At 64.4% G+C, this 26,170-nt stretch carries 23 protein-coding genes; 13 read left to right on the top strand and 10 right to left on the bottom strand.

The genetic code is table 11. The features are described from left to right. Window positions 1–25 precede the first annotated feature (25 nt). Together IEW81_RS00375 and treS are read right to left on the bottom strand one after the other, a co-directional pair. Entirely contained in the window at window positions 26–1,603 is a 1,578-nt protein-coding gene (locus IEW81_RS00375; RefSeq protein ID WP_097061912.1) for an NUDIX domain-containing protein, read from the bottom strand. A 70-nt stretch (window positions 1,604–1,673) separates the two neighbouring features. After that, window positions 1,674–3,398, bottom strand: a complete 1,725-nt coding sequence (gene treS / locus IEW81_RS00370; RefSeq protein ID WP_097061913.1) for a maltose alpha-D-glucosyltransferase — start codon at window positions 3,396–3,398, stop codon at window positions 1,674–1,676. 99 nt (window positions 3,399–3,497) lie between these two features. Between treS and IEW81_RS00365 the strand changes: the two genes are divergently transcribed. Next, a complete protein-coding gene (locus tag IEW81_RS00365; protein ID WP_097061914.1) occupies window positions 3,498–4,397 on the top strand; it encodes an alpha/beta fold hydrolase in 900 nt (299 codons plus the stop codon). After that, complete coding sequence (locus tag IEW81_RS00360; protein ID WP_097061915.1) at window positions 4,394–5,473, top strand: glycosyltransferase family 4 protein; 1,080 nt, start codon at window positions 4,394–4,396, stop codon at window positions 5,471–5,473. Before IEW81_RS00365 ends, IEW81_RS00360 begins: the two co-directional genes overlap by 4 nt. On the opposite strand, the gene IEW81_RS00355 is transcribed toward IEW81_RS00360, so the two are convergent. Then, the gene (locus IEW81_RS00355; protein ID WP_097061916.1) at window positions 5,470–6,048 is read right to left on the bottom strand and encodes a histidine phosphatase family protein; all 579 of its coding nucleotides are present in this window, start codon (window positions 6,046–6,048) and stop codon (window positions 5,470–5,472) included. The two genes, IEW81_RS00360 and IEW81_RS00355, sit on opposite strands and share 4 nt — an antisense overlap. Then, window positions 6,045–6,896, bottom strand: a complete 852-nt coding sequence (locus IEW81_RS00350) for an NAD-dependent protein deacetylase (RefSeq protein WP_097061917.1) — start codon at window positions 6,894–6,896, stop codon at window positions 6,045–6,047. Before IEW81_RS00350 ends, IEW81_RS00355 begins: the two co-directional genes overlap by 4 nt. A gap of 120 nt (window positions 6,897–7,016) precedes the next feature. Here IEW81_RS00350 and IEW81_RS00345 point away from each other — a divergent pair, with 120 nt between their 5' ends. From IEW81_RS00345 to IEW81_RS00320, 6 genes are all read left to right on the top strand, one after another. After that, a complete protein-coding gene (locus IEW81_RS00345) occupies window positions 7,017–7,820 on the top strand; it encodes a TrmH family RNA methyltransferase (protein WP_097061918.1) in 804 nt (267 codons plus the stop codon). 80 nt (window positions 7,821–7,900) lie between these two features. Further along, complete coding sequence (locus IEW81_RS00340; RefSeq protein WP_097061919.1) at window positions 7,901–9,127, top strand: D-alanyl-D-alanine carboxypeptidase family protein; 1,227 nt, start codon at window positions 7,901–7,903, stop codon at window positions 9,125–9,127. Window positions 9,128–9,227: 100 nt separating this feature from the next. Further along, window positions 9,228–10,322: a fatty acid desaturase family protein gene (locus IEW81_RS00335; RefSeq protein WP_097061920.1), complete on the top strand. Its 1,095-nt coding sequence runs from the start codon at window positions 9,228–9,230 to the stop codon at window positions 10,320–10,322. A 387-nt stretch (window positions 10,323–10,709) separates the two neighbouring features. Then, a complete protein-coding gene (locus tag IEW81_RS00330) occupies window positions 10,710–10,976 on the top strand; it encodes a GlsB/YeaQ/YmgE family stress response membrane protein (RefSeq protein WP_097061995.1) in 267 nt (88 codons plus the stop codon). A gap of 111 nt (window positions 10,977–11,087) precedes the next feature. Next, window positions 11,088–12,335 (top strand): DNA polymerase IV, encoded by a 1,248-nt coding sequence (gene dinB / locus IEW81_RS00325; protein WP_097061921.1) that lies wholly within the window; start codon window positions 11,088–11,090, stop codon window positions 12,333–12,335. A gap of 91 nt (window positions 12,336–12,426) precedes the next feature. After that, window positions 12,427–14,211, top strand: coding sequence for a DEAD/DEAH box helicase (locus tag IEW81_RS00320; protein ID WP_097061922.1), 1,785 nt, complete (start codon window positions 12,427–12,429; stop codon window positions 14,209–14,211). Window positions 14,212–14,333: 122 nt separating this feature from the next. On the opposite strand, the gene IEW81_RS00315 is transcribed toward IEW81_RS00320, so the two are convergent. From IEW81_RS00315 to imuA', 4 genes are all read right to left on the bottom strand, one after another. Then, window positions 14,334–14,537, bottom strand: coding sequence for a cold-shock protein (locus IEW81_RS00315; protein WP_097061923.1), 204 nt, complete (start codon window positions 14,535–14,537; stop codon window positions 14,334–14,336). A gap of 162 nt (window positions 14,538–14,699) precedes the next feature. After that, window positions 14,700–18,113 (bottom strand): error-prone DNA polymerase, encoded by a 3,414-nt coding sequence (locus tag IEW81_RS00310; protein ID WP_097061996.1) that lies wholly within the window; start codon window positions 18,111–18,113, stop codon window positions 14,700–14,702. Beyond that, the gene (locus IEW81_RS00305; RefSeq protein ID WP_097061924.1) at window positions 18,113–19,681 is read right to left on the bottom strand and encodes a DNA polymerase Y family protein; all 1,569 of its coding nucleotides are present in this window, start codon (window positions 19,679–19,681) and stop codon (window positions 18,113–18,115) included. The genes IEW81_RS00310 and IEW81_RS00305 overlap by 1 nt, the downstream gene beginning before the upstream one ends. Beyond that, window positions 19,678–20,391: a DnaE2-dependent mutagenesis accessory factor ImuA' gene (gene imuA' / locus IEW81_RS00300; protein WP_229671178.1), complete on the bottom strand. Its 714-nt coding sequence runs from the start codon at window positions 20,389–20,391 to the stop codon at window positions 19,678–19,680. The genes IEW81_RS00305 and imuA' overlap by 4 nt, the downstream gene beginning before the upstream one ends. Window positions 20,392–20,494: 103 nt before the next feature. Between imuA' and IEW81_RS00295 the strand changes: the two genes are divergently transcribed. The 3 genes from IEW81_RS00295 to IEW81_RS00285 all read left to right on the top strand — a co-directional run bounded on the left by IEW81_RS00295 (window position 20,495) and on the right by IEW81_RS00285 (window position 22,151). Next, window positions 20,495–20,830, top strand: a complete 336-nt coding sequence (locus IEW81_RS00295) for a DUF2834 domain-containing protein (protein WP_097061925.1) — start codon at window positions 20,495–20,497, stop codon at window positions 20,828–20,830. 93 nt (window positions 20,831–20,923) lie between these two features. Further along, the gene (locus tag IEW81_RS00290) at window positions 20,924–21,379 is read left to right on the top strand and encodes an SRPBCC family protein (protein ID WP_097061926.1); all 456 of its coding nucleotides are present in this window, start codon (window positions 20,924–20,926) and stop codon (window positions 21,377–21,379) included. 91 nt (window positions 21,380–21,470) lie between these two features. Next, window positions 21,471–22,151: a Pr6Pr family membrane protein gene (locus IEW81_RS00285; protein ID WP_097061927.1), complete on the top strand. Its 681-nt coding sequence runs from the start codon at window positions 21,471–21,473 to the stop codon at window positions 22,149–22,151. On the opposite strand, the gene IEW81_RS00280 is transcribed toward IEW81_RS00285, so the two are convergent. Then, the gene (locus IEW81_RS00280) at window positions 22,114–23,532 is read right to left on the bottom strand and encodes a flavin monoamine oxidase family protein (protein ID WP_097061928.1); all 1,419 of its coding nucleotides are present in this window, start codon (window positions 23,530–23,532) and stop codon (window positions 22,114–22,116) included. The two genes, IEW81_RS00285 and IEW81_RS00280, sit on opposite strands and share 38 nt — an antisense overlap. Before the next feature lie 138 nt (window positions 23,533–23,670). Here IEW81_RS00280 and IEW81_RS00275 point away from each other — a divergent pair, with 138 nt between their 5' ends. Further along, window positions 23,671–25,083 (top strand): serine/threonine-protein kinase, encoded by a 1,413-nt coding sequence (locus tag IEW81_RS00275; RefSeq protein WP_097061929.1) that lies wholly within the window; start codon window positions 23,671–23,673, stop codon window positions 25,081–25,083. Here IEW81_RS00275 and IEW81_RS00270 read toward each other — a convergent pair. Further along, window positions 25,080–25,727, bottom strand: coding sequence for a LysR family substrate-binding domain-containing protein (locus tag IEW81_RS00270; RefSeq protein WP_097061930.1), 648 nt, complete (start codon window positions 25,725–25,727; stop codon window positions 25,080–25,082). The genes IEW81_RS00275 and IEW81_RS00270 overlap by 4 nt on opposite strands. A gap of 37 nt (window positions 25,728–25,764) precedes the next feature. On the opposite strand from IEW81_RS00270, the gene IEW81_RS00265 reads away from it, so the two are divergent. Then, entirely contained in the window at window positions 25,765–26,145 is a 381-nt protein-coding gene (locus tag IEW81_RS00265) for a DUF5997 family protein (protein ID WP_097061931.1), read from the top strand. Window positions 26,146–26,170 lie beyond the last annotated feature (25 nt).

The following is a 26,170-nucleotide window of genomic DNA, read 5'->3' as shown; positions in this document are numbered from 1 at the left end:
GGCAGCCCATTCCAGCTGGGTGAGCCTAGACCCCGGATGCGCGACGAGTGACCCAGAGCGGCAGGATCGTGTCGCGGGTCAGCGGCGCGAGCTGCACCCCGACCGGCTCGTCGGTATCGATCCACAGCAGTTCTTCGATCTCGTCTGACGCGACCAGGTCTGCGGTGGTCGTCAATGCAAACACTTCGGCTCGGATGACCGTATCGGGCTCATTCGCAGCGTCCGCCCTGAAGCTGCCGAGGTACTCGGTAGCGCCGAGGTCGAGTTCGAGCCCGACCTCTTCGAGCAGCTCGCGCGACAGTGCATCGACGGCACTCTCTCCGCGTTCGATCTTGCCGCCAGCCTGCATGAATGTGGAACTGCCACGCTTGCGCACCAGTAAGGTGCGCCCATCAGCATCCGTGATGATCGCCGCGGCGACCCGCAGGACGGTCGGTCGGAGGGTCGGCCGCTCGACGGAAGGACCGTCGCCTGCGATGATGTCAGCGGCGGGGGCTGGTTTTGCCGCTTCAGGCTCGGCTTCGATGGTCAGCTCGACGGGAGCCGGATCCTGCTCGGTCGTATCGAGGTCGAGATCCCTCCACAACAGTTCTGGCTGGGCCGCGGCCTCCGAATAGTCCTGGAGCGCTTCGGCGTCGTCGAACTCAGCGGACTCCCCGGGCAGGGGTTCGACAAGCACCAGTGGCTCATAGGCAGGCTCGCCGGTCGATTCGGTGGCTGTCGGATCGAGATCATCGAACGTCACTTCTTCGATTTCGGAGACGCTCTCGGTGGCTCGCACGGGAGGCGCCTCGAGCGCCGGACGATCGAAGACAAGAACACCGGTGTCGAAGTCGAGGTGTGGCACGCGATAGCTGGGTCGTGGCGACGGAGCGGGTATCGGCTGGGTATCCAGAATACTCGTGGGATGATCAGCCGCCCGAATCGGCCATTCGGTGTCTGCCACGAAATCCTGGTCACCTTTGACACGACGAATGTAGTCGGCGAAGCTGGCGGCCTGCTCGGCGTACCAGGCGATCTGGCCCTGGTGCAGGTCTGCCAGCGGCACATCCAGCTGCTGTGGATACGCAGCCCCGAGGGCCAGCGCTACCCGGCCTGCGGCGATGGCGTCGGCTCCGGCATCGTGGGCGTCATCCAGTTCCACCCCGTAGAGGGCTGCCGTCACCTCGAGCGTGCGCTTGCCCTTGCGGTATTTATCGACCACCTTGTCGAGCACGAGCGGATCGATGACCGGTGCCGCTGTCGTCAATGGGTCGATGCCGTACCTGCGGCACTCCCGGTCGAGGAGGGTCAGGTCGTACGGTGCGTTGTACACCACGAGCGGGACACCGAGCGCGAACAGCACTTTCAGGCTCTGGGCGATTTCGCCGATCACCCCCTTTGCATCGCGCCCCATTGCCTGGGCGCGTTCCGTGGTGATGCCGTGCACGGCTGAGGCCCCGGCGGGAATCTCGATTCCGGGGTCGGCCAGCCAGTCCCAGCGAGCCGCGACCGAGCCATCCGGGTTGAGGATTGCTACACAGGCTGACACGATTCGCGCGGTGTCGACGTCGACCCCGGTGGTTTCAAGATCGAAGACGCCGAGCTGGCCCCAATTGTTCATATCTTCAGGCTATGGCTGGCAGGCGACGGTGGCGCGCAGGCTCGCTGCTCACCCCGGATCGGTTCTGCGCTCAGACCCGTCCGCCCGCGAAGTGCGCGTCACCAAGGTGCAGCCAGTAGAAGCTCTGCGTGCCGAGGGTGAGGGTGAGGGTGCCGTCGTCATTCACCGACGGGAATTCGCCCCCACCGAAGAGGTCGAAGGATGTCGCGCCCGAGTAACCGTCGACCTCGATCGTCACGGACACGGGATTGTGGGCGAAGCTGAACACACACAGGATCGACTCGGGGGAGTCGCCGAACTGCGTTCCGGCGCCTTCGTACTCCCGCACGAACGCGAGCACGGACTCGTGATTGGTCTTCAGTACCCGCAGTGAGCCCAGCCCGAAGGTCGGGTGGGCCTTGCGCACGTGGATGACGTTGCGCACCCAGTGCAGGAGGGAGCGCGACTGGGCCAGCTGTGACTCAACGTTGACGAGGTTGTAGTTGTAGACCAGCGACTGCACGACGGGCAGGAAGAGTTTTCCGGGATCCGCGTGCGAGAATCCCGCGTTGCGGTCGGGGGTCCACTGCATCGGTGTCCTCGACGAGTCCCGGTCCGGTAGCCAGATGTTGTCACCCATGCCGATCTCGTCACCGTAGAAAAGAAACGGGCTTCCCTGTAGCGAGAACAGGAGGGCATGCGCAAGCTCGAGCTCGGCGCGGGAGTTGTCGAGCAGTGGTGCGAGCCTGCGGCGGATTCCCACGTTCGATCGCATCCGCGGATCGTAGGCGTACCAGCCATACATCGCCTGGCGGTATTCCTCGCTGACCATTTCGAGAGTGAGCTCATCGTGGTTTCTGAGGAACACACCCCACGCCGCACCTGCAGGCATATCGGTCGTCTCGGCGAGCACGCGCACAAGTTCGCCGGCATTCTGCGAACGCAGCGAATAGAAGATGCGCGGCATGACGGGGAAGTCGAAAGCCATGTGGCATTCTGGCTCCTCCTCGGTGCCGAAGAACGCGACGACCTCCTGGGGCCACTGGTTCGCCTCAGCGATCAGGACGCGACCCGGGTATTCGCGGTCGACCATCGCGCGGATCTCTTTGAGGAACTCGTGCGTCCTGGGCTCGCCCTCTCCATTTCCCTCCTCGGATTCGAAGAGGTACGGGATCGCGTCGAGGCGCACGCCGTCGACCCCGAGATCCATCCAGTGCCTGATCGTGTCGAGCACAGCCAGGCGTACGGCCGGGTTCTCGAAGTTCAGGTCAGGCTGGTGCGAGAAGAACCTGTGGAAGAAGAACTGGCGACGCACGGGATCGAACGTCCAGTTCGAATCCTCGGTGTCGACGAAGATGATGCGGATGTTTGGGTACTTCTCGTCGGTGTCGCTCCAGACGTAGTAATCGCCGTACGGGCCTTCGGGGTCTTCCCTGGACTGCTGGAACCAGTCGTGTGCGTCAGAGGTGTGGTTGAGCGGATAGTCGATGACGACACGCATGTTGCGCTCATGCGCCTTGGTGACGAGTTCCTTGAATTCGTCGAGGGTGCCGAATTCCGGCAGCACGGTGGTGAAGTCAGAGACGTCGTAACCGCCATCGCGCAGGGGAGAGTTGAAGAACGGCGGGATCCATAGTGCATCGACCCCCAGCCATTGGAGGTAATCCAGCTTGGAGATGAGGCCAGCGATGTCGCCGGAACCGTCGCCGTTGCTGTCGTAAAACGACCTGACCATCACCTCGTAGAACACCGCGCGGCGGTACCACTGGGGGTCGAGGGCGAGGCCGGGCGTTTGAATGGGCGCGGTAAAAGTCACCCATCGAGTCTAAGGCTGAGTCGTCGAAGCTTGTCCATACCTTGCGCCGAGGCGGGGCGTGCCGATACTGGGATCAGGCATCCTCGTAGAATCGTGTCGATGACTGTCGAATCCCCTTATGCGGCCCTGCTTGCCGAGATCCCGACTCGCGAGCTCGTTGTGGATGTGCTGGGAAGCAGCACCCACTACTGGGAATACGGAGCGCCGGATGCCGCGACCACCGTTGTCGTCGTGCACGGTTACCGGGGTGAGCACCACGGCCTGGAACCGGTGATCGCGCAGCTCCGCGGCATTCGCATCATCAGCCCCGACCTCCCGGGATTCGGCGAATCTACCCCGCTCATCGGCTACCGGCACGACATCGCCGGATACTCGCAGTGGCTGCGGGAATTCGTGGCTCGGGTCGGAGTCACGGGAACCGCCATCATCCTCGGGCATTCCTTCGGCTCGATCGTGGTCTCGGCTGCGGTCGCTGGCGGACTGTCGACGCCGAAACTGATTCTCGTGAATCCGATCGCGGCACCGGCATTGGAAGGGCCGAACGGATTCATGAGCCGCGTCACGCTTGCCTACTACCGCGCGGGCAGGGCGCTGCCGGAAAGGCTCGGCAAGAGTCTCCTGAGCAACTGGCTCGTGGTGCGGTTCATGAGTGTGTTCCTCGCCCAGTCCCCAGACCGGGACCTGCGCCGGTGGATCCATTCGCAGCACCATGATTACTTCAGCCGATATTCCGACCGCGACACGGTAGTCGAGGGTTTCGAGGCATCCATTTCCAACGATGTGAGCATGTTCGCCGCGAAGATCGACGTTGCGACGTTGCTGATCGGCGCGGATCGTGACCCCATCACGAGCGTCGGTGCCCAAAGCACCCTCGCGACACTCTTTCCGAATGCACAACTGCACATCCTGCAGGGCGTTGGGCATCTCGTGCACTACGAGAAGCCGCGCGAGGCCGCCGCTCTCATCGTCGACTTCATAGGGGACGGTTCACTGGCATGAAGATCATCTTCGATTGCCGCTACACCAGGATCGGTCGCCACGATGGCATCAGTCGCTATGGCTCGAGACTCGTCGAAGAACTGTCGAAGCTGCATCCGGTCACGATGCTCATCTCGGACCAGCGCCAGCTCGACATGCTGCCGGAGCTGCCGTGGGTGATGGGCTCGGATCCGACCGCCGCGCGCGAGCCCTGGATCTCCCGCCAGGTGAACAAATATGCTCCGGATGTGGTGTTCACCCCCATGCAGACCATGGGCCCCGGCGGTCGGGACTACGCGCTCGTGACCACGGTCCACGACCTCATCTACTACACGCACCGCACGCCGCCCCGTGACCTGAATCCCGCACTCAGGCTGCTGTGGCGCGGATACCACCTGTGGTGGGGTTTCCAGCGGAACCTGCTCAACAGGGCTGACGCTCATCTCGTCGACTCTGAGACGACGCGGAACCTGATGGCCGAGCATCGGCTGACCCGAAACCAGATGCACGTCGTGCTTCTCGGAACCGAACAACACGACGATCGGCGGGCTCGAGCGACTCCCGCCACGAAGAATCTCGTCTACATGGGTTCGTTCATGCCCTACAAGAATGTCGACCTGATCGTCAGGTCGTTGGCCGACCTTCCCGGCTACCGGCTGCAGCTCATGAGCCGCATCTCGGAAGAAGAGAAGGCGCGGCTGACGGCGCTTGCTCCAGCCCGAACTCTCGAATTCTTCAACGGTGCCAGCGACGAGGACTACGAATCCGCCGTGCTGGGGGCGACCGCACTGGTCTCCGCATCCCGCGATGAGGGCTTTGGGCTTCCCGTCGTGGAGGCCCAGGCGCTCGGCACGCCCGTGCTGCTCAGCGACACACCGATTTTCCGTGAGATCGGAGGCGCACCGGCCGGATTCTTCGACCTGTCGAGCACAGCATCATTCGTCGCCGCGGTGCGAGAGCTCGAGGACGATGCTGAGTGGGCCCGTCGATCCGCGGCATCCATCGAATGGGCGAGACGCTACAACTGGCCGGATGCCGCGAAAGCCCTGCTGGCAGTGCTCACCGACGCAGTGCGTCAGCGTGCTTCCGGGCGCTAGCGCGTCGTCAACGGGGGCACCAGCTGGTCGAAGGCAACGAGCGACAGCAGGTCGGAGTCGAAACCGAGGGTGTGGATAGAGCCATTGGCTATGCGGCCGTGCGAGCCGGAAGGATGCAGCTCTGCCAGGATGGCCCGGATCACACCGCCATGAGCGACGATCACTACCGCCTCGCCATCGCTCGAGCGCGCGATGGAGTGGAGAGCCCGCATCGACCGAGCGGAGAGCTGCTCTTTCTGTTCCTGCCCCGGTACAAGCGACCTGTCAGGGAAGCGCTTCTCGATCTGGCGGTAGTTCAGCCCTTCGGCCTCGCCATAGTGACGCTCGACGAGCTCCGGCACGGGCACAGGCACGGGAAGACCGAGTGTGCGTGCGATGATCTCGCCCGTCTCGAACGCCCGCAGCAACGGGCTCGCGAACACAGTATGCGGTTGAACGCCCGCCAGCAGCGCAGCGCTGGCGAGCGACTGGGCTCGACCCGTGTCATTGAGCGGGATGTCCGTGCTGCCCTGGATGCGCTGCTGGCGGTTCCACTCGGTCTCGCCGTGGCGGACGAGGTAGAGCCGTGAGCTCACCGGTTGAGCCTGAGCAGGAGGGCCTGGAGGGTCTCGGAGGCGCCGGCATCCACCTTTACCGTGGCCCTGTTGTCGCCCTTGGTCACACCACGATTGACGATGACGATCGGCAGCTTTCGGCGATGCGCCTGTTCGAGGAGGCGGATTCCCGAATTGACGATGAGCGAAGAGCCGGCGATGAGCAGGGCGTCGGCGGACTGCATCAGCGCAGAGGCTTCTGCAAACTTCTCTTTCGGCACGAACTCACCGAAGAAGACGACATCCGGCTTGAGCACGCCGCCACATACGGAGCACTCGGGAAGCATGAAAGAGTCCACATCGTGCACCTCGACGTCGCCATCGGGGGAGAGGTCGAAGGCCTCGTCCGTGTCGATCCACGGGTTGGCAGCGGTGATCTGGTCTGCCACGCCCTGGCGGGCGAAGAACTGGCCGCAGTCGAGGCACCGAACCCGATCCATGGTGCCGTGCAGGTCGACGACCCGCTGCGAGCCCGCCCTCAGGTGCAGGCCATCGACGTTCTGGGTGATGATCCCGTCGATGATTCCGGCGAGTTCCAGTTCCGCCAGCGCGGCGTGACCCGCATTGGGCCTGGCTGCAGAGAACCGCTTCCACCCGAGGTGACTGCCCGCCCAGTACCGCTTGCGGTAGTCGACATCCGCAATGAAACTCTGGAACGTCATCGGGGCACGCACCGGAGCGCCCGCCCCCCGATAGTCAGGAATCCCCGAGTCCGTGCTCACGCCAGCACCGGTGAGAACCGCAATGGTGTGACCAGTGAGTGCCTCGACCGCAGCGTCCAATGAATCGCCCGCAGGAGCCTCGACGAAGATCGGGTCGGCGTTCGCCATTCGATCTCCTTCGGCTGGGCAGTTCCTGATCCAAGACTAAACGCCGCAGCTTTCCGATATGTTTCCGATTGCCGCCAGAAACCTGATGGCAGTGGCATCGGTCAAACCCTGGGGGCACTCATCCACGTCATTCGTATCGATGACCTCACCGACGACAGGCTCGGCGACTTCGCGAATCTCACCGATGTCGCGCTGCGGCGTCGCAGCGAGCCCGCTGGCGGCCTGTACATCGCTGAATCGCCGAAGGTGATAGCCCGGGCGCTTGCAGCGGGTCATCAGCCTCGTGGTGTCCTCGTGCTCGAGCAGTGGCTGACCGAACTCGAGCCACTGCTCGACGCCTACGATGTGCCGGTCTTCGTGGGGGAGTCCGAACTTCTCGAGGGCCTGACGGGCTTCAACCTGCACCGCGGCGCCCTCGCCTCGATGCATCGGCCCGCCCTTCCATCGGTATCTGAGCTGTTGAAGGATGCCCGGCGGGTGGTCGTGCTCGAAGATGTCGTCGACCACACGAACGTCGGCGCCATTTTCCGCTCCGTCGCTGGGCTCGGTGCGGATGCCGTGCTGGTGACCCCGCGGTGCGCCGATCCTCTCTACCGCCGAAGTGTGCGGGTGAGCATGGGCACGGTGCTGCAGGTGCCCTGGACGCGGATCGCGGACTGGCCACAGGGTGCCGAAGATCTGAGGGCTGCGGGATTCCACATCGCTGCGCTCGCCCTGGCCGACGATGCGCGGTCGCTTGACGACTTCGCTTCAGATGCTCCGGAGCGGGTCGCGATCGTCCTGGGCACCGAGGGTGACGGACTCAGCCGCGCGGCGCTCGAGGCAGCCGACACGATCGTCACGATTCCGATGCTGCACGGCGTGGATTCGTTGAACGTCGCTTCGGCGAGCGCCGTGGCGCTGTACGCACTCAGGGTCCGCTGACGGGATCCTCGCGGAGGCGTGAGCAACCTGCGAATATCTTCTTCGCCCATGCGGCGCAAAGGATCGTTTAGCATGAGCGGATGCCGCTGACTCGACGCCAGGTCTACCTTCGGCGGCGGCTCTGGGTCTTCGGTGGTGGGCTCGTCGCTCTCGCCTCCGCCTTCTACCTCCCGCTGACCCTGCTGGCGCCGGTGCAGGATGTCGCCGCGCAGGTTTCGGTATTCGAGACCCGCGCGGCCGTCCAGCCTCCGCTGACCTTCCCGGAGTATGGGGCGTCCGCGATCGGTGCGGTCGGCTACCCGGGGGTGCTGGCCAGCGGCGGATCCGTGGATGCGCTGCCGATCGCATCCATCTCGAAGGTAATCACCGCTCTCGTGATCCTGGAGGCAAAACCGCTGGCGGTGGGGGAATCGGGGCCCGATATCGTCTTCGGCGATACGGACGTGAAGTTTTACGATGCTCAGGTCGCCCAGAATGGAAGCGTCGCACCGGTCTATTCCGGGCAGGTCCTGACGCAACGCAACGCAATGAATGTGATGCTCGTCACGTCGGCCAATAACTATGCAGAATCCCTCGCGAGTTGGGCGTTCGGATCTCAACAAGCCTTCGTCCAGGCGGCCACAGGCTGGCTGGAGCGCGCAGGGCTCGCGTCGACGGCGATCGTGGAGCCGACGGGAGTCTCGCCCAGCAACGTCAGTACCTCCGGCGATCTCGTCGAGCTCGGACGGATAGCCCTGGCCGACCCGGTCGTCGCCGAGATCGTAGCCACGTCGAGCATCGACATCCCCGAACTGGGAATCATCGAGAATACCAACTCGCTGCTCGGCATCACGGGGGTCGACGGGATCAAGACCGGCACTCTCGACGAGGCGGGCTCCTGCCTGCTCTTCTCCCAGGACTATTCGGTCGGCGACACCACCGTCACCCTCGTCGGCGTCGTTCTCGGTGGCCCGGATCACGAGACCATAGACGCCGCCATCCAGTCGTTGCTGACGCAGGCCGATGCTGGCTTTCAGGCCGTGACTCTGGTCGAAGAGGGCCAGCAATTCGCCACTTACGACACGGAGTGGGGGGATGAGTCAGCGGCGGTTGCGGCATCCACCCTGAGTGTCGTGATGTGGTCGGCCACCCCCATCACTGTCGCGTCCAGCGTGGAGGATGTGCAGCTGGCGGACGCCGGAACCCGGGTCGGATCGCTGACATTCACCGTCGGCGACCGCACGTTGGAGGTGCCCCTGGAGCTCTCGTCGACCATCGATGACCCGGGAGCGTTATGGCGTTTGTCGCATCCGCTGGAACTCTTCTGAGAGTCGCACGTCGTTCCCAGCCTTCACCGCTACGCTTGCCGTATCTCGAGCATCTGCTCCCTATGTGTGGCTGTGAAGTCATCTTAACTTCTGAGGTCACGTGACTACTGCTGCCGATCCGTCCCGCGTCATCAAAACCGGGCCTCGCGGCATCGGGAATCCGATTTCGGAATTCTCGGCGCTACTCCACACCATTCGAGATGCTGGCCTGCTGCGTCGAAGCAAGGCTTTCTACGCCCTCACGTTCGCGGCAATCACGATCGCCATGGTCGGCGCCTGGTTCGGCTTCGCGCTGTTGAACGGCACCTGGTACCTGTTGATCATCGCGGCCGTCATGGGCATCCTTTTCACCCAGTACGCCTTCATCACGCACGAACTCTCGCACCGCCAGGTATTCACCTCCAATAAGTTCAATGACTTCGCCGGCCGCATTATGGCCGACCTCGTCGTGGGGATCAGCTACTCGTGGTGGATGAGCAAGCACTCACGTCATCACGCGAACTCGAACACGGTCGGTCGCGACCCGGACGTCGAGACCGATTTCATCGTGTTCCACAAGGAGGCTGCCGACGAGCTGACCGGTGTGTCGAAGTGGCTCGCCAAGCGACAGGGTTACGTGTTCTTCCCGGTGCTGCTTCTCGAGGGAGTCAACCTCCATCGCCATGCGTTCCAGACCGTCTTCTCCAAAGGCAAAGTCGACAAGCGTGCGCTCGAAATCGTGCTCCTGACCATCCGCAACGTCGGCTACATCGGCGTGCTGTTCACCTTCCTGCCGGTCGGCATGGCCTTCGCCTTCCTCGGCGTGCAGTTGGCCATCTTCGGCCTCTACATGGGAGCGTCCTTCGCCCCTAACCACATCGGAATGCCGGTTCTGCCTCGGGGCTCGAAGGTCGATTTCCTGCGTCGCCAGGTACTGACCAGCCGCAACATCAAGGGTGGTCACGTTATGAACCACTTCATGGGCGGCCTGAACTACCAGATCGAACATCACCTCTTCCCGAGCATGGCCCGCCCGCACCTGCGCCGCGCAGGCGAGATCGTGCGCGAATACTGTGCGGCGAAGGGCATCCTTTACACCGAGGTGCACCTGCTTCCGGCATACGGGACGGTCATCTCCTACCTGAACGAGGTTGGGCGTGGCGTCGATCCATTCGACTGCCCCGGAGCCGCACGCGGCGGCTACAGCGCAACCTGACCCGACGGCAACTCAACCCGCTAAAGGCGTGATCGTTTCGGCACCACATCATCCCCTGATGATGTGGTGCCGAACGTGTTTTGGCACCACATCATCAGGCATTCACGTCCCCAACCGACGTTGCTACCACTCGATCCGTTCAGCGGCGCTGACCACCGGGACTCGCGCGCTGCGAATCACCGATCCTCCCAGCATCCGACCGCCGGCAACTGACCGCCAGTGGCGACGCACCTGCTCCCGGCGGGTGCGGGCCACGCTCACAGGGTGGCATCTCTACCATTCGAACCCTGACGCACACAAGGGGCATTCTCCCAAAGGGGGGCCATGGTTAGATCGGTGACGGCCCTGAGATCCAGGGCAGCACAAATGATCGACTGGGAGGTCATCATGGGAATCATCGGCTGGATCGTATTAGGGCTTCTCGCTGGAGCAATTGCCAAGGCAATCCTGCCGGGCTCGCAGGGCGGCGGATGGATCATCACCCTGATCCTCGGCGTCGTGGGCGCGCTGCTCGGTGGATTCATCGGAAGCGCCCTGTTTAACGCACCGTTGCAGGACTTCTTCTCTATCCAGACATGGTTGCTGGCAATCGGTGGCTCGATCATCGTGCTGTTGATCTACGGCCTCGTCACCCGCGGCAGCCGCAGGAAGTAAGTCCTGCCGGGCTTAGGCCTCGACTCGTGGGCGGCATGCCCTGGCCTGCTGCCCATCGGCGTTTAAGCACGCAATGCCCACGCTGTCGGTGCGTGCTGGGAGAATAGTCCCATGGGGAAACAGGATGGCAGCGACCGCCAGGTCACCGTCGGCCCCATCGACGACAGCACTGCCACCATCCTGCACGTCGACATGGATGCGTTTTTCGCCTCGGTGGAGTTGCTCGACCATCCGGAGCTGGTGGGCAGACCAGTGATTGTCGGGCACAAGTCTGCCCGGTCGATCGTGACCGCAGCCACATACGAGGCCAGGAGGTTCGGGGTCAACTCGGCGCTTCCCATGGGAATTGCCCTGCGCCGCTGCCCCCAGGCAATCGTGCTCGAGCCACACTTCGAGCGTTACCAGCACTTCTCCCGACAGGTGATGGCCATTTTCGACGAGATCACTCCCAAGGTGGAGCGACTCGGGATCGATGAAGCGTTTCTCGATGTGGCCGGCGCTCGCAATGTGTTCGGCACACCTATGCAGGTGGCCCAGCTCATCCGCCAGCGCGTTCGCAGCGAGACGGGGCTGAACTGCTCGGTCGGTGCCGCCGCGACGAAGTTCGTGGCGAAGCTGGCATCGGGCCTGTGCAAACCGGACGGGCTGCTCGTGGTTCCCGCTGATCGCAGCGTCGCAGTACTTCATCCACTTTCCATAGCCAAGCTGTGGGGAGTCGGGGCCAAGACTGAGGAGTTACTGCGCGGGCGTGGCTACAACACCATCGGCGATCTCGCTGCGGCATCGGTCGCCGACCTCCGCCGGGTAATCGGCGACGCCGGGGCTGAGCGACTGCACGAGCTTGCGTGGGGGAGGGATCCTCGCACGGTGCAGGCTCGTGCCGATGAGAAGAGCGTCGGACATGAAATGACCTTCGAGACCGACGTCACAGACCCGCAGATCATCCGCCGCGAGTTGCTCAGGATGTCGAATATGGTCGCCGTTCGACTGCGCTCCGGGGGCTTCGTGGCGCGCACAGTCGTGTTGAAGCTGCGTTTCTCAGACTTCACCACAATCACCCGTTCTCGAACCATTACCGAGCCCACCGACCTCGGCCGCACCATCTACGAAGAAGTCCGCCAGGTCTACGAGGCTCTGGGCCGTCAGGACGCGGCTATCCGTCTGGTCGGAGTCAGGGCCGAGCAGCTCCAGGACGCTGCTACCGCACCCCAGGGGCTCTGGGACGACTCAGGCGCCTGGCGCGAGGCGGAAGATGTGATGGATGCCGCGAGCGCGAGATTCGGCAAAGGCGCCGTCAGGCAGGCCAGGCTCATCGGGCACATGCCGCACGAGCGGCCACGCCTCGGGCAGCGCGACTGACATTAGGCTCGGTGCTCGGCTCGGCTCGGCGCCCGGCTCGGCGAACCATTGCGGACGCGGCTGTCGGTGCCGTCGCGTAAAGTTTCGTTAAGTGAGTAACGCAGCGACAAACCTCGGAGGCTTCACGCCAACGGTAGGAACCTTCGCTGCCGAACACCTCTCACCGTCGTTTCCTGACCGCGCTGCCCGGGGCACGGCGACAGCACTGCGGGCGTGGCAGGCCGAAGCACTCGACCTCTATTTCGAACGCAACCCCCGGGATTTCCTCGCCGCGGCAACCCCCGGGGCCGGGAAAACCACCTTCGCGCTCAGGCTTGCCGTGGAGCTCATCGCTCAGCGCGTGGTGGACCGCGTGACAGTGGTCGCTCCCACCGATCACCTCAAACGCCAATGGGCCGATGCCGCCCACCGGGTCGGCCTCAGGCTCGACCCCGGGTATTCCAATGGCGGCGCATACGGAGGACGGCGGTTCCACGGCATGGCTGTCACGTACGCGCAGGTCGCGGTCCGGGCATCCCTCCATAAAGAGATCACCGAATCGGCCCGCACCCTCGTGATTCTCGATGAGGTGCACCACGGCGGTGATGCCCTCAGTTGGGGGGACGCGATTCGGGAGGCGTTCGAGCGAGCGACGCGCAGGCTGTCGCTCACCGGTACGCCGTTTCGCAGCGATACGGCGCCGATCCCGTTCGTGACGTACGCGCCAGACAACAAGGGCATCCGCACCTCTGTCACCGATTATTCGTACGGTTACGGTCGCGCGCTCGCCGACGGTGTGGTGCGTCCCGTCATGTTCATGTCGTACGCCGGCAAGATGCGCTGGCGCACGAAGATGGGCGACGAGATGGAGGCACGACTCGGCGAGGGCGACACGAAGGATGTCACGGCCCAGGCCTGGCGTACAGCCCTCGACCCCGGTGGCGACTGGATGCAGTCTGTGCTGCGCGCCGCCGACCGTCGGCTCACCGAAGTGCGCCACACCATCCCGGATGCCGGTGGGCTGGTCATTGCGACCGACCAGCAGACGGCGCGCGCCTATGCCAAACTCCTGCACGAGATCACGGGTGAACTCCCGACCGTCGTGCTGTCGGACGAGAAGGAGTCATCGTCGCGCATCGAGATGTTCTCCGAAGGAACCCTCAGGTGGATGGTCGCCGTGCGGATGGTGTCCGAAGGCGTCGACGTGCCCCGGCTGGCGGTCGGGGTGTACGCGACGTCGGCCTCTACTCCGCTGTACTTCGCGCAGGCCGTGGGTCGCTTCGTGCGTGCGCGTCGAACCCAGGAGACGGCATCCATCTTCCTGCCGAGCGTGCCATCGCTCATCACACTCGCCGGTCTCATGGAGCTCGAACGTGATCACGCCCTCGACCGTGAATCGAGCGGTGACGAACTGCTGGATGACACCCTGCTCGACCAGGAGAATCGCGAAGAGACGACCTCGGACGACCTTGCTGACGAATTCGTGTGGGAGGCGCTCGAATCCGACGCCAACTTCGACATGGTGCTGTACAACGGTGACGAGTTCGGGTTTGCGGCAGAAACAGGCAGCGACGAGGAACTGGATTTCATCGGCCTTCCTGGCATCCTCGAGCCCGACCAGTTGCGCGAGCTTTTGAAGCAGCGGCAGTCCAGGCAGTCGCGCCGCTCGGCAGGTAAACCTAAAGAAGAGCAGCCGCAGGCGTTGTTTCGCAACCTGAAAGAACAGCGGTCGCTGCTCAACCAGCTGGTAGGAATCCGCGCCAAGATGTCGAACGAACCGCACGGGCTCATCCACGCCGAACTGCGTCGCGTCTGCGGCGGGCCGGCCGTGGCCCAGGCCACGGTCTCGCAACTGCAGGCCCGAATCGACTACCTGCGACGTGGCATCCGCAGCTAAGCGGCAGTGCACCGCCCGTGCGTAAAAGCCCCGTGGGCAAAAGCCCCGTGGGCAAAAGTCCCGTGGGCAAAAGAAAACGCCCCGGTATGGACCGGGGCGTTTCCGTTACTGAACTATCAAGATCAGAGGGGGCGAATGTTCTCCGCCTGGGGACCCTTCGGTCCCTGTGTGATGTCGAACTCGACTTTCTGGTTCTCGTCGAGCGACTTGTAACCACCGGTTGCGATGGCTGAGTAGTGAGCGAACACGTCAGGACTTCCGTCCTCAGGGGCGATGAATCCAAAGCCCTTTTCCGCGTTGAACCACTTAACGGTGCCTAATGCCATGTAAAACTCCTCCAGGAGCGTTCTTCTAGCCCCGACAGTCGAGGCCACATCCCGTCTACAAAGAAACGAAAACGATGTTCTTAGGCTATAGCAGGGGATGCCCGAATCCGCCATATATTTCGGAAATGGTGTGAGATATTAACGAAGCGTCAACTTTGGTGGTCATCGGAAATCGCGTGATCGCACCTTCGGTGCCATGTCGAGCAGCTCGAACCGGTCGGCAAGGACGTTCGTGACACCCTCCGCCGACCGCTCCAGGATCCCGCGGACGACCAGGGCGGGCGCCTCCCGGACGATACGCCTATAGCGTGTCCACACCCCGACACTGCAGATCACATTGATCAGTCCGGTTTCATCCTCGATGTTCACGAAGGTGATGCCACTGGCTGTCGCCGGGCGCTGGCGATGGGTGACAACTCCACCGATCTCGATCCGTCTGCCTGACTCTGCGGTCGCCAGGTCGGCCGCAGACAGCACACCCCGTCGTCGCAGCGCCTGGCGCAGATGCTCGACGGGGTGGCTGTTCGTCGACATCCCCGTCGCCCACAGGTCTGACATCAGGTTGTCGACTGGGGAGGGGAGGGCGAACAACGGCGGCTGGACCGTGATGATGCTGCCTGGGAGGTATTCGGAACGATCCTGGGCGGCATTACCGGCGTTCCACATGGCCTCGCGCCGGCTCAGGCCGAAGCAGTCGAATGCACCAGCAGCGGCAAGCACCTCCAGTTGGGCTGTCGTCAGGCCCACTCGGCGCACGAGGTCGTTCATGCTGAGGAATTCGCCCGCACGCTCGCGTTCGTCCACGATCTTCTCCGCCACCGGGATGCCAATGCCGCTGATCTCGTCGAGACCGAGTCGCACGGCGAACGCGCCATCGCGGCGGTGGTCGTCGGTGTCGAAGTGGGCAGCACAGTCGAACGGACCCACCGGCGGCTGCTCGCGAGCGAGGCACGAATCCCATCCCGTCGCAGCAGTGGAGCCGTCGATCGACTCGAGCCCCGCATAGACTCCCGAGGCCTGGATGTCGGGCCGGAGCGCTTGCACGCCGTGGCGCCGGGCATCCGCCACCAGGGATTGCGGGGAGTAGAAGCCCATCGGCTGGGCGCGGAGCATCGAGGCGAGAAATGCTGCGGGGTAGTGCAGTCGCACCCAGGCGCTGGCGTAGACGAGCAGGCCGAAGCTGAGCGCGTGGCTCTCGGCGAAACCGAATCCCGCGAAAGCCTGGATGCTGCCATAGATCTGGTCGGCATCACTACCGGTTATGCCGTGCTCGGCCATGCCGACGTAGAGCTTGTCGCGCAGCCTCTCGATCTTCTCGATGCCACGTTTCGAGCCCATGGCCCGGCGGAGCAGGTCGGCGTCATCCGGCGTGCAGCCGCCCACGGCGACGGCGATCTGCATCAGCTGCTCCTGGAAGATCGGCACCCCCAAAGTGCGAGCAAGCGGCTCTTCCAGCCGGGGATGCAGGTAGGTGATGGGTTCCGTACCCATCTTGCGGCGCACATAGGGATGCACCGCTCCACCCTGGATCGGGCCGGGTCGTATCAGCGCGATCTCGACGACCAGGTGATAGAACTCGCGAGGCTGCAGGCGGGGCAGCAACCCCATCTGCGCCCGACTTTCCACCTGGAACACGCCGATCGCGTCTGCCCTGCACAACTGGTCGTAGACGCCCTGCTCTTCGCGCGGCAGTGTGCCCAGCTCCCAGCTCTCACCGAGGGTCTCACGCACCATGTCGAAGCTGTATTGCAGGGCAGACAACATCCCGAGGCCCAGTAGGTCGAACTTGACCAGCCCCATCCACGCGCAATCGTCTTTGTCCCACTGCACCACCGTGCGCTTCTCTTTGCGCGCATGCTCGATCGGTACCACCTCGCCCACGGGTCGCCTCGTGAGTACCATGCCTCCGGAGTGGATGCCGAGGTGGCGGGGGAATTTCATCACGTCCATCGCAAGATCGACGACATTCTGGGGGATGTCGTGCTCATCGCTCGAGACGGTGGCACCCCACCGCTCCACCTGTTTCGACCACGCATCCTGCTGGCCTGGGCTGTGCCCGAGAGCCCTGGCCATGTCGCGGACCGCGAACTTGGGGCGGTACTGGATCACGTTGGCGACCTGCGCAGCGTTCTCGCGACCGTACTTTTCGAAGACGTACTGGATCACCTCTTCCCGGCGTTCCGAATCGAAATCGACATCGATGTCTGGTTCTTCTTCCCGCATCGCCGAGATGAACCGTTCGAAGGGGAGCTTGTAGAAGATCGGGTCGATGGCTGTGATCATCAGCAGGTAGCAGACGGCCGAGTTGGCGGCAGAACCGCGACCCTGGCACAGGATGCCGCAGCCACGGGCGTAGCGGACGATATCCCACACAATCAGGAAGTATCCGGCGAAGTGCTTCTCCTCGATGACCTCGAGCTCGCGTTCGATTCGAGCGTGCTTGGCATCATCCATCTCCATCGCCCGCAGCCCGACGCCCTGCCAGACGAGTTCACGCAGGTAGCTCATGGGGGTGCGGCCGTCGGGGACGTCCGGCATCGGCAACTCGGGCCTGGCCGACCTGAGTTCGAAGCTGAGGGCATCGGCGATGATGACCGTGTTCTCGATCACGCCGGGGTACCGGGCGAACCTGGCCGCCATCTCGGCTCCTGAGCGAAGGTGGGCCGAACCGGATGCGGGGAGCCAGCCATCCATCTCGTCGAGGCTGCGATGCGACCGTACGGCAGACAGCGCCGTGTGCAGCCGGTTCTGTGCCGGTGTGGCGTAGTGCACATTTCCGGTGGCTACGGCCCGAAGACCTCTTTGTTGAGCGAGTTCGAACAGCGCGTCATTGTGGGCGTTGTCGAGCGGATTGCCGTGATCGAAGAGCTCGACGACCACATTGTCGGCACCGAAAAGCTCGACGAGGTGATCGAGTTCAGCCGCGGCATCACCGCGGGCGAGCCCCTGTCGCACGGCGCCTTTGCGGCACCCGGTAAGCACGATCCAGTGACCGTCTGCCTGGTCTGCGAGTTCTTCGAGATCGTAGAGGGGCCGGCCCTTCTCGCCTCCGTGCAACTGGGCTTTCGTGATGGCAGAGGAGAGCCGGTGATAGCCCTCCTCTTTCCTGGCGAGCACCAGCAGGTGGATGCCCTCGGGATCGGGGGTGCCATTCTGCGGCTTCCTGAGGCCGAGAGACAGCTCTGCACCGAACACGGTGGCTGTCGCGCCGATCTCGGCGGCGGCCTCTGCCATCCTGACGATGCCGTAGAGCCCGTCGTGATCCGTGAGTGCTAGGGCATGCAGCCCAAGGCGCGCCGCCTCCTCCGCGAGCGACTCCGGCATGCTCGCCCCGTCGAGGAAGCTGAAGCTCGAGTGGGCGTGCAGCTCCGCGTATGGCACAGTTGCCGCGCGAGCGGGAGCCGTGGCATCCGTGTTTTTGATATCCGCAGGCGCCTGGTACGGCTTGCGCTTGAGCGACCAGGCCGGGCTGTCGCCGCCGTCTGCGCCCACCGGCGGCGCAGAGCCTGGCCGTGAGGCGTCGCTCAGTTTCTTCTCGAACTCCGACCACGGGATGGGCGGGTTGTTCCACCTCATCAGTCGTACCTCGCTTCGGCCCACCAGCCGCCGGCGTCGAGCACAAGCAGCCAGGCGCATCCTGTGTCATCTACAGCCTGGAACCGCCAGGAACTCGTCGCATCCTCGCTCCACCAGCGTTCGTCGATGGGCCAGGGGCCGGCCCATGCCGTGAGCGTGCGGGCCTGCGTTCCCGTGGCTGAGAACGAGACGGGCGGTGCAGAGAGGGCACCTCGCTCGTCGACGGCGACGGCCGCTCCTGTGCGGGAGAAGACGTGCACGGGATGCCGCGGCGAGAACACGGTGCCAGGCAGCGGAGTGGGGAGCTGCCCTGGCCAGGGCTGCCCGGCCGGGCGGTCGCCCACGAGCCTGTCGCCCCAGGCCACGAATTGCTGCCGCTCGTGGAGGGTGCGGCCCCCGCCGACGCCCGGCATCAGCACCGCGCCGTGGCCGAGCATGCTCTGCACGCGTGACAGGCCGTGGTGGATCCGTTCATCCGGACCCTGCCCCCACAGCCCGCTCTCGTGATTGCCGATCGCGTCGACGGCCTCGGGCGAAACCCTTACCCTGGTGATCCCGGAGCTCAGCCCGACCTCACCCGAACCCTGCAACTGCCACCGCACGCGGTCGACGACATCACCCGGGGTGAACGAGCGAGGATGCAGCCAGACGCGCTCAGAGAGCTCACCGGAGTCGGAGTCGAGTTCGACGCGGATGGCCGTGCACACCAGCTTCGCCGCCGTGACGTCGAGGATGAACCGTTCGGCCATCGCTCGAACACCGAACGCAACCTGGTCGACCCGGTCGAGGGCCGGCTCGAAGTCGATCATCACATCCAGGTCTTGCGGGGGAGTGCGTGGGGTGACGGGCCACGAATCGCGGCCGCTCGCCAGCGCATGCAGGCGTGCTCCGGGGGGCCCGAACCTCGATGTCACATCGTCGGCGGGCAGTCCGGCGAAATCACCGAGCGTGCGGATGCCGAGCCTGCGCAGCAGGGTGACGATCGCCGCTGCCCCCACCGGTCCCTGTTGGTCGTCGAGCAGCCCGATGCCGAGTGGTGCGAGAAAGTCGGCCGAATGCCCGGTCTGCACCACATGCACACGATCGTTGCCCTGCGCACCGGTTCTGCGTGCCGCCTGGTCTGCCGTGAAGATCCCGTCAGCGATGCCGACCCTGGCCCCGCCTGCCCCCTCGTCGTCTGCCCTGCCGGTGAGGAAAAGGCCGGCGGGCAGTTCGCCACCGTAATACCGAGCAGCGCCGCGCACCTGCACAGCGCACAGCCCCGGCCGCAGCACCTGCACACCGGGAACGAGGGCTTCGAGAGCCGTGATGATGGGTTCGAACGCCCGGTTGTCGAGGGCTGCGTCGTAGTCGAGCACCACGAGATCGGGGTGCATGGCCTGCGCCTCGCGCAATCGCAGGCCACGCCGGATTCCCTCGACGCGCGCCGCAGCGGATGAAGCATGGACTATGCCGCCCGAGATCAGGGCGATCGGGGCATCCACCAAGACCTTTGCCGACTGGGCCGCGGCAGTTACCGGCCAGTCCGGGCACCACAGCAGGGCGACCCTCGGCGGTTCCCACCTCATGTGCCGTACCTGCGGGTGTCGTCGACGCGGGTGTCGGATCGTCTCACTACAGCTCCGGAATCGGGCAGCCAGAGCCTCGTGCTGCGGGGTCGGCCCGTCATGCGGCTGGTCACGGTGATGGTCACTTCGCGTGATGACAGGTGGCCGTGGCCGTCGCCGATGCCGTGCCAGGTGCTCTGGGACAGTGACAGCATCGCCTCGGTCTGGGGCCAGTTGCCGAGCACGAGCAGGGTGGTTCCGCGCTGGCGCAGCCGCGCTGCGAGGCGCGCGATGCTGGAGTCGGTTGCGCGCTTGGGCGGGCGGGTGACGACAACGCTCATAACATCGGCGACGGCCGCCGTCACGGCCAGCCACTGCTCTGCAGGCCGGGGCACCAGCACCAGCCGGTCGAGGTCGATACCGAAATGACCCGCTGCTTCGACTCCAAACTCCGGCACGCCAACGACCGCACACCAGGAACCCGCGGCCGAGGGTGCCGCCAGCAGGGTCATGAGCAGCATCGCCGAACTGTCGACGGAGTATGCGGCTCCCTGCTGCAGCCCGCCACCCGGCAGCAACCCGGCGATCGCGGGGTGCGTGGGGATCAGTTTCGAGTCGAGCTTCGTTGCCTGCATCGACCGGATGCGAGCCTGCAACTCGGCCACCCTGCTGGGCGCGCTGCTTTCGACAGCGTGCTCAGGGCTACTGAGGGTCGCGGCAGCGGAGGTCATAACCCTATGTTCGAACATACGTTCTAGTGTGTCAATTACGGACGACATTGTGCGGCGTGTCGTCGCCTGTGCAGCCAGCGGCCCCACGCGCAACAATGTTCCCATGACGAAGAACTGGACCCCTCTTGCGATCACCTGGCTCGTTCTGGCCATTGTCGGCCTCGTCGGCACCTGGACGTTCAACACGCTGGCGGTCATCCAGCTCCGCGATTTCATCGGCGACTGGGTGAACAGCGGCCCCGCAGTGTCGTCGCTGACTGTCGACCTGCTGGTCGTTGCGGTGGCGGGCTGCATCCTGATCGTCGTGGAATCACGCAGGCTCGGGATGAAGCGGGCCTGGCTCTACATCGTGCTGTCGGGCATCACGGCGTTCGCGTTCACCTTCCCACTGTTCCTCGCGATGCGGGAGCGCACGCTGGAGGCGGCGCGGAACGCATAGCCGCCGTCGGCCCGGGGATCAACCCCGGGGCATCCATTCGCCATTGTGCCTAACGTGGAATGACAACCACGCAACGACTTAAGGAGCCCCACAATGGCACAAGTGCTGCAGACGATCGACGTTAGTGTTCCCGTGAACATCTCGTACAACCAGTGGACCCAGTTTGAAGAGTTTTCGAAGTTTCTGAGCGTCGTCGAATCGATCACCCAGCAGGACGACAAGCACAACCACTGGGTCGTGAGCATCGCAGGCAACACCCGCGAGTTCGACACGGTGATCAGTGAGCAGCTTCCGGATGACCGCATCGCCTGGACGAGCACCGGCGGCGAGGTAAACCACGCCGGAGTCGTGACGTTCCACAAGCTCAGCGACACGTCGTCCCGAGTGGCCGTGCAGATCGACTGGGACCCGAGTGGACTCGTCGAAAAAGCCGGCGCCGCGCTCAACATCCCCGACAGCGCTGTCAAGCACGAACTCGAGAACTTCAAGAAGTACATCGAAACCGAGGGCTCTGCCGACGGCGCCTGGCGAGGCACCATAGCCAACTAGATATGCCGTTGCCGAAGGGTCCAACCGGGGGGCGTAGTCTCGATTCATGCGTTTTCCGTCGGTAGATCCCTGCGGTTGACCCCTCTTCACCGTGCTGAATGTCGCCAAACTGCTGCCCCCGACGGTCAGGGACCTACGCCCTCGGTCGATCGTCGGGGCCGTCAGGCTCGCCCTGGCGGTGACCTGTGCGATGGCACTCATCTCGCGCTACAACTGGGGCCTCGGGTCGGCGACATTCACCCCGAACAACTACTACGCCTACCTCACCATCCAGAGCAACATCGCCTTCACGATAGTGACAGTCCTCGCCGGAGCGGTGGCTTTGCGGTCTGATCGGGATCCGGTGTGGCTGACGGCCATGCGAGCCTGCATCCTGACCTGCACAGTGACCGCGGGCATCGTGTTCGCCCTTATCGTGCAGCAGGCCGGGTCGAACACCGTCCCCATCGACGTGCCGACCTCCGACCTGGTGCTGCACTTCTGGCTACCACCGCTCGCCGTCCTGGAATGGTTCCTGTCGCCCGGCCGGGGTCGCGCAGCCTGGCGCACCATCGTCTTCGTGCTGGGCTACACACTGACGTGGGGTGGGCTGACGATGCTGCGTGGCGCGACCGTAGGCTGGTTTCCCTATTATTTCCTCGATCCGGGGCAACTCAGCGGCCCACTGGAATTCATCAGGCTGTCTGGGCTGGCCCTGCTGGTCTTCGCCGTCGTAGGTCTCGCCGTCGTGGCCCTCACGCGTTATCGGCGAACGGCTCCAGGCTCGAACTGACCAGCTCCGCGAGTTCGTTTTCGGTGAGCCCTGCAAGCGCGATCGCGGCGTCGCCACCCACCACGCCGACCAGCGCCGCCTCGCCGGTGACCGGCAGCAGGTTGACCCAGCTGGTGATGAGCTCGTCGGTTCCGACGAGGCCCCAGGTGGTGGCATCCGTTGTCCAGAAGGGTTCGTCGAATGTCACCTTCACCAATTCGATTGCGCCGACGGAGATCGCGTTGATGGCAGCGCGGTGACCGAACGGCAGCAGTGGCGAGAATGTAATGGCGGATGCCTTCAGCACACCGAGCGGCACCGTGACGACGACCCTGTCGACGCTGAGCGACTCGCCCGTGCCGAGCCGCAGGCTGACCCGGTCGTCGTCGTACGAGATTCCCAGCACGGCCGTCGACAGGAAGGTCTCGATCCCCTCCAGATCGTCATCGACGAGTGTGACGAACGCCCCGGTGACCAGCGCGCGTTCTTCTGGCACCTGCGGGGGAGTGAACCATGCAGAGAGAGCGGATGCCTCAGCCCCCGTCTCGACAGCAAGCCCGCGCAGGTACTGCTCAAGCAGAGCCTCACCCACGAGGTCGCCCTGGTTCGCAGCGGCCGCGGTGCTGCGAGCGCCCGAAGTGTCGAGAGCATCGGCGAGGGTGGAGTCTGCGACCTGCATGACGGCCCACTCGACGGCGGTGCTGACGGCACGAGCCCCGGCCGTGTTGGTTGGGGTAATGCCTGCGGGCGTCAGAACCTCGGCGCCACTGTCAGGATCGCGCATGAGGTCGGGACCAGTGGTCGCGCTCCTGGCGACATCGAGTCGTTCGAGGGCCGCGATGATCTCGGCATCGCTGTCGAGACCGAGCCGCCAGGCGCCCAGCTCGCTGAACTGGCCTTCTTCGGCCTTCGTGCTGTGGATGCGCCCACCGGTGCGGTCGCGTGCCTCGAGCACGACGACGTCGATGCCGAACGCTGACAGTCGTCGTGCGCACTCGGCACCGGCCGCGCCGGCACCGATCACGGCAATACGTTCACCCTCACCGACGAGCGCGAACACTTCGCCGGCGGCCCTGGCGCCCGAACTCCGTGCTCCCCGGACGGTGGAGGGTTCATCGGCCGTCGCCTCACCGGCGAAGAACACCCTGTCGATGACGTTCTGGGCGAGATTCTCACGGTGCAGAGGTGTCGCCCCCGGCGGCAGGAAGCTCACCGCGCCCATGGCGAGGGGATCGTTTGACCAGTTGCTGCGCTGCAGGCTGGTCGGAGTCGGCACTGAGCTGGTCGGGGTCGGCGTGGGCGCAGGTGTGGGAGAGGGTGGCGTGTCGGTACAGGCGGTGAGCACGAGCAGCGACGCACCGGCCCCGGCGCTGATGATGAAGCTGCGTCGCGTGAATGACATCTCGATCCACTGTACTGCTCGCCCGGTTTGCTCCCTTTATCGTGAACAGGACGTTCACCGTAATCCCCCCGGCGATAGTCGTACGGATCCCTATTCTGTGATCAGGCACCTGTCGACGGAGCAGAATGGGGAGGGCCAGTGACAAACGACTCGGCAACAGACAACACTGCGGCAAACGACCCTGAGGCAAACAGCTCTGCAACAGAGGCCTCTGCGACAAGTGACGATTTCGAATGGCCCGCTCGCCTGCGACGCCGCTACACGCCGCTGTCTCTCATCGCCCGCGGGGGAATGGCTGACGTCTTCAGGGCGCGAGATGAATTCCTCGGCCGGGACGTCGCGGTCAAGCTGTTCAGGGCGGCCGCCACCGCCGAGAGCGATTTCCGCCGACAGGAAATCGAAGTCGATGTGCTTGCGCGCCTGAACCACCCGAACCTCGTCACCCTGCTCGATGCCGCCGTCGACCGCACCGATCCCGTCAGGCCGCGCATCTACTTCGTGATGGAACTCGTCGAGGGCACCGACCTTAAACGTCGGCTCGATTCCGGACCGCTGCGCAATCGCCAGGTTGCACAGGTTGGATACTGGGTCGCTACCGCACTCGAATACGTGCACGACCTGGGCATCGTGCATCGGGATGTCAAGCCAGCAAACATCCTCATCGCCGTGACCAACGACGGGCTCACAGTCAATTCGAAACTGGGTGACTTCGGCATCGCGTCGATCGGCAATGCCCAGGCGATTCCGGATGAGGATTTCGTCACGGGCACGGTCGCCTACCTCAGCCCGGAGCAGGCCAGGGGCGAAGAGGTAGGGCCCGCCAGCGACGTGTACTCGCTGGGACTCGTGATCCTGCAATGCCTCACTGCGCAACTCGCCTTTCCCGGCCCCCCTCAGCACTCCGCGATGGTGCGGCTGATCAACGACCCCGAGATCCCTGATTTCGTTCCGGACGAGTGGCGGATTCTGCTGCGGGCCATGACCTCCCGGGAGCCGGGCGATCGCCCGGACATCCACGATGTCGCCGTCGCGATGGGCCAGTTCTCGTTCACCGAGTCGGGCCGGCACAGGTCACCTCCGGTACCGGTCAGCATCGCTCTTCCCGGGCCGCTTCCCGACGAAGCTTTCGACCGCATCACGGCGATGGCGGCGAGGATCAACTCGGTCCCCCTTGCCATGGTGAGCATTGCTGGTCATGACCGCGTGTGGTTCACGTCACGGCACGACCTCGATGTCACGAGCATCGGAATGGATGCCGCAGCCAACGCGCCCGCCCTCATCCAGTCGACGCCCTGGGTGATAGAGGATGCCACGATCGACCTGCGTTCGGCGCAGAATCCCCTCATGACGCCGAATGGATCCGATGCGGAGAGCTTCAGGTTCTACGCAGGCGTGCCCATACTCACCGCGGACAACACAGCGATCGGCACCCTCTGCGTACTGGATGTCAACCCGCGCACGATCGATGCCGACGCTCTGGCTACCCTTGAAGATCTCGCAGTCATGGTGATGCGTGAGATCGAGTCGCTGGTCATCGCGCACGACGACTAGCGTCGGCGACCCGGTCGACGATCGGGCGTCCGGGGCTTGGCGGGCTTCGACTTCTTTTCCGTAGGAGGCTGCACTCCGCGCGAACTGTTCGCGGTTCGGCCTCTCACGATCCCGATGAACTCCTCGACCAGCGGGCTGTCGTTGGTCGAGAGCCACGCAAGAGCGATCCGGCTCTGAGGGCCATCGGAGACGGGCCGAGCGACCACGTCCCGCCGGCTGAGTGCTCTCGCGACCGATTGCGGCATGACGGCAACGCCGGCACCGGTCGCAACCAACTCGACAATGGGTGCCCAGTCGGCATCTTGCACGTCATTCGACAGCACATTCTCGGCATCGAGATCGCCCATGGTCACGACATCCATCGCCTCGATGGCGTGATCCTTGGGCACGACGACGACGGGAAGCTCGACGTAAAGAGGGATGCTCGACAGGTGGTCACCCGTGACGGGCATCCTCAATAATGCGGCGTCGACAGAGCCGCCGTCGAGCGCAGCCCGTGACTGCGCCGTGGTCGATGCGGTCAGTTCCAGGTAGGTGCGAGGCAGTCGTTCCGCCCACACTTTCGCCCACTTGCCGGGGGTGACCCCGACCACGAATGCCACCCTCAGGGTGGCCCCGTAGACAGGATTCGCAGGCTGGACCATTGCCACAGGCTACCCTTGCACTGTGCCAGACCAGACCATGAAGCCCGCTACTGCGGCAAAGAAGCTCGGAATTTTCCTGCCGGCGACCCCCGTCGAGTTCCAGGAGGGCGAGGTCACTCGCGGCCAGTTCGCTGAACTGCAGTCCACTCCGCCGGAATGGCTCATCGAGCTGCGCAAGAATGGCCCGCATCCCCGCCATGAGGTCGCGCGCAAACTGGGCATCTCAACGTCCGGGCTCGCCCGGGCCGGTGCGCCCGACACGATGACGTCGGGAGAGATCAAGAGCCTGCTGGAGCAAAAACCCGAGTGGCTCGTCGTCGAGCGTGCCACGCACGCTGCAGTGCAGGACGACAACGCTCGAATCAAAGCCGACAGGGCAGCGAAGGCCGCGCAGAGCAAGGGTGACATCGGCCGCTGAATCGGCCCGACCCTGTAGAAATGTC

Origin of the sequence: Salinibacterium xinjiangense (assembly GCF_014645015.1) — a bacterium.
GTDB classification, from domain to species: Bacteria; Actinomycetota; Actinomycetes; order Actinomycetales; family Microbacteriaceae; genus Rhodoglobus; species Rhodoglobus xinjiangensis.
Note: the sequence above shows the minus strand (reverse complement) of the source record. Positions and strands in the feature narration are given on the sequence as shown.

Excerpts from the sequence above, each read along its gene's own strand:
- IEW81_RS00290 (WP_097061926.1), top strand. The coding sequence starts at position 20,924 with ATGGCACAAGTGCTGCAGACGATCGACGTTAGTGTTCCCGTGAACATC.
- IEW81_RS00340 (WP_097061919.1), top strand. The coding sequence starts at position 7,901 with ATGCCGCTGACTCGACGCCAGGTCTACCTTCGGCGGCGGCTCTGGGTC.
- IEW81_RS00310 (WP_097061996.1), bottom strand. The coding sequence starts at position 18,113 with ATGAGGTGGAACAACCCGCCCATCCCGTGGTCGGAGTTCGAGAAGAAA.
- imuA' (WP_229671178.1), bottom strand. The coding sequence starts at position 20,391 with ATGACCTCCGCTGCCGCGACCCTCAGTAGCCCTGAGCACGCTGTCGAA.
- dinB (WP_097061921.1), top strand. The coding sequence starts at position 11,088 with ATGGGGAAACAGGATGGCAGCGACCGCCAGGTCACCGTCGGCCCCATC.
- IEW81_RS00270 (WP_097061930.1), bottom strand. The coding sequence starts at position 25,727 with ATGGTCCAGCCTGCGAATCCTGTCTACGGGGCCACCCTGAGGGTGGCA.
- IEW81_RS00330 (WP_097061995.1), top strand. The coding sequence starts at position 10,710 with ATGGGAATCATCGGCTGGATCGTATTAGGGCTTCTCGCTGGAGCAATT.
- IEW81_RS00265 (WP_097061931.1), top strand. The coding sequence starts at position 25,765 with ATGAAGCCCGCTACTGCGGCAAAGAAGCTCGGAATTTTCCTGCCGGCG.
- IEW81_RS00295 (WP_097061925.1), top strand. The coding sequence starts at position 20,495 with ATGACGAAGAACTGGACCCCTCTTGCGATCACCTGGCTCGTTCTGGCC.
- IEW81_RS00305 (WP_097061924.1), bottom strand. The coding sequence starts at position 19,681 with ATGAGGTGGGAACCGCCGAGGGTCGCCCTGCTGTGGTGCCCGGACTGG.
- IEW81_RS00375 (WP_097061912.1), bottom strand. The coding sequence starts at position 1,603 with ATGAACAATTGGGGCCAGCTCGGCGTCTTCGATCTTGAAACCACCGGG.
- IEW81_RS00350 (WP_097061917.1), bottom strand. The coding sequence starts at position 6,896 with ATGGCGAACGCCGACCCGATCTTCGTCGAGGCTCCTGCGGGCGATTCA.
- IEW81_RS00360 (WP_097061915.1), top strand. The coding sequence starts at position 4,394 with ATGAAGATCATCTTCGATTGCCGCTACACCAGGATCGGTCGCCACGAT.
- IEW81_RS00280 (WP_097061928.1), bottom strand. The coding sequence starts at position 23,532 with ATGTCATTCACGCGACGCAGCTTCATCATCAGCGCCGGGGCCGGTGCG.
- IEW81_RS00365 (WP_097061914.1), top strand. The coding sequence starts at position 3,498 with ATGACTGTCGAATCCCCTTATGCGGCCCTGCTTGCCGAGATCCCGACT.
- IEW81_RS00315 (WP_097061923.1), bottom strand. The coding sequence starts at position 14,537 with ATGGCATTAGGCACCGTTAAGTGGTTCAACGCGGAAAAGGGCTTTGGA.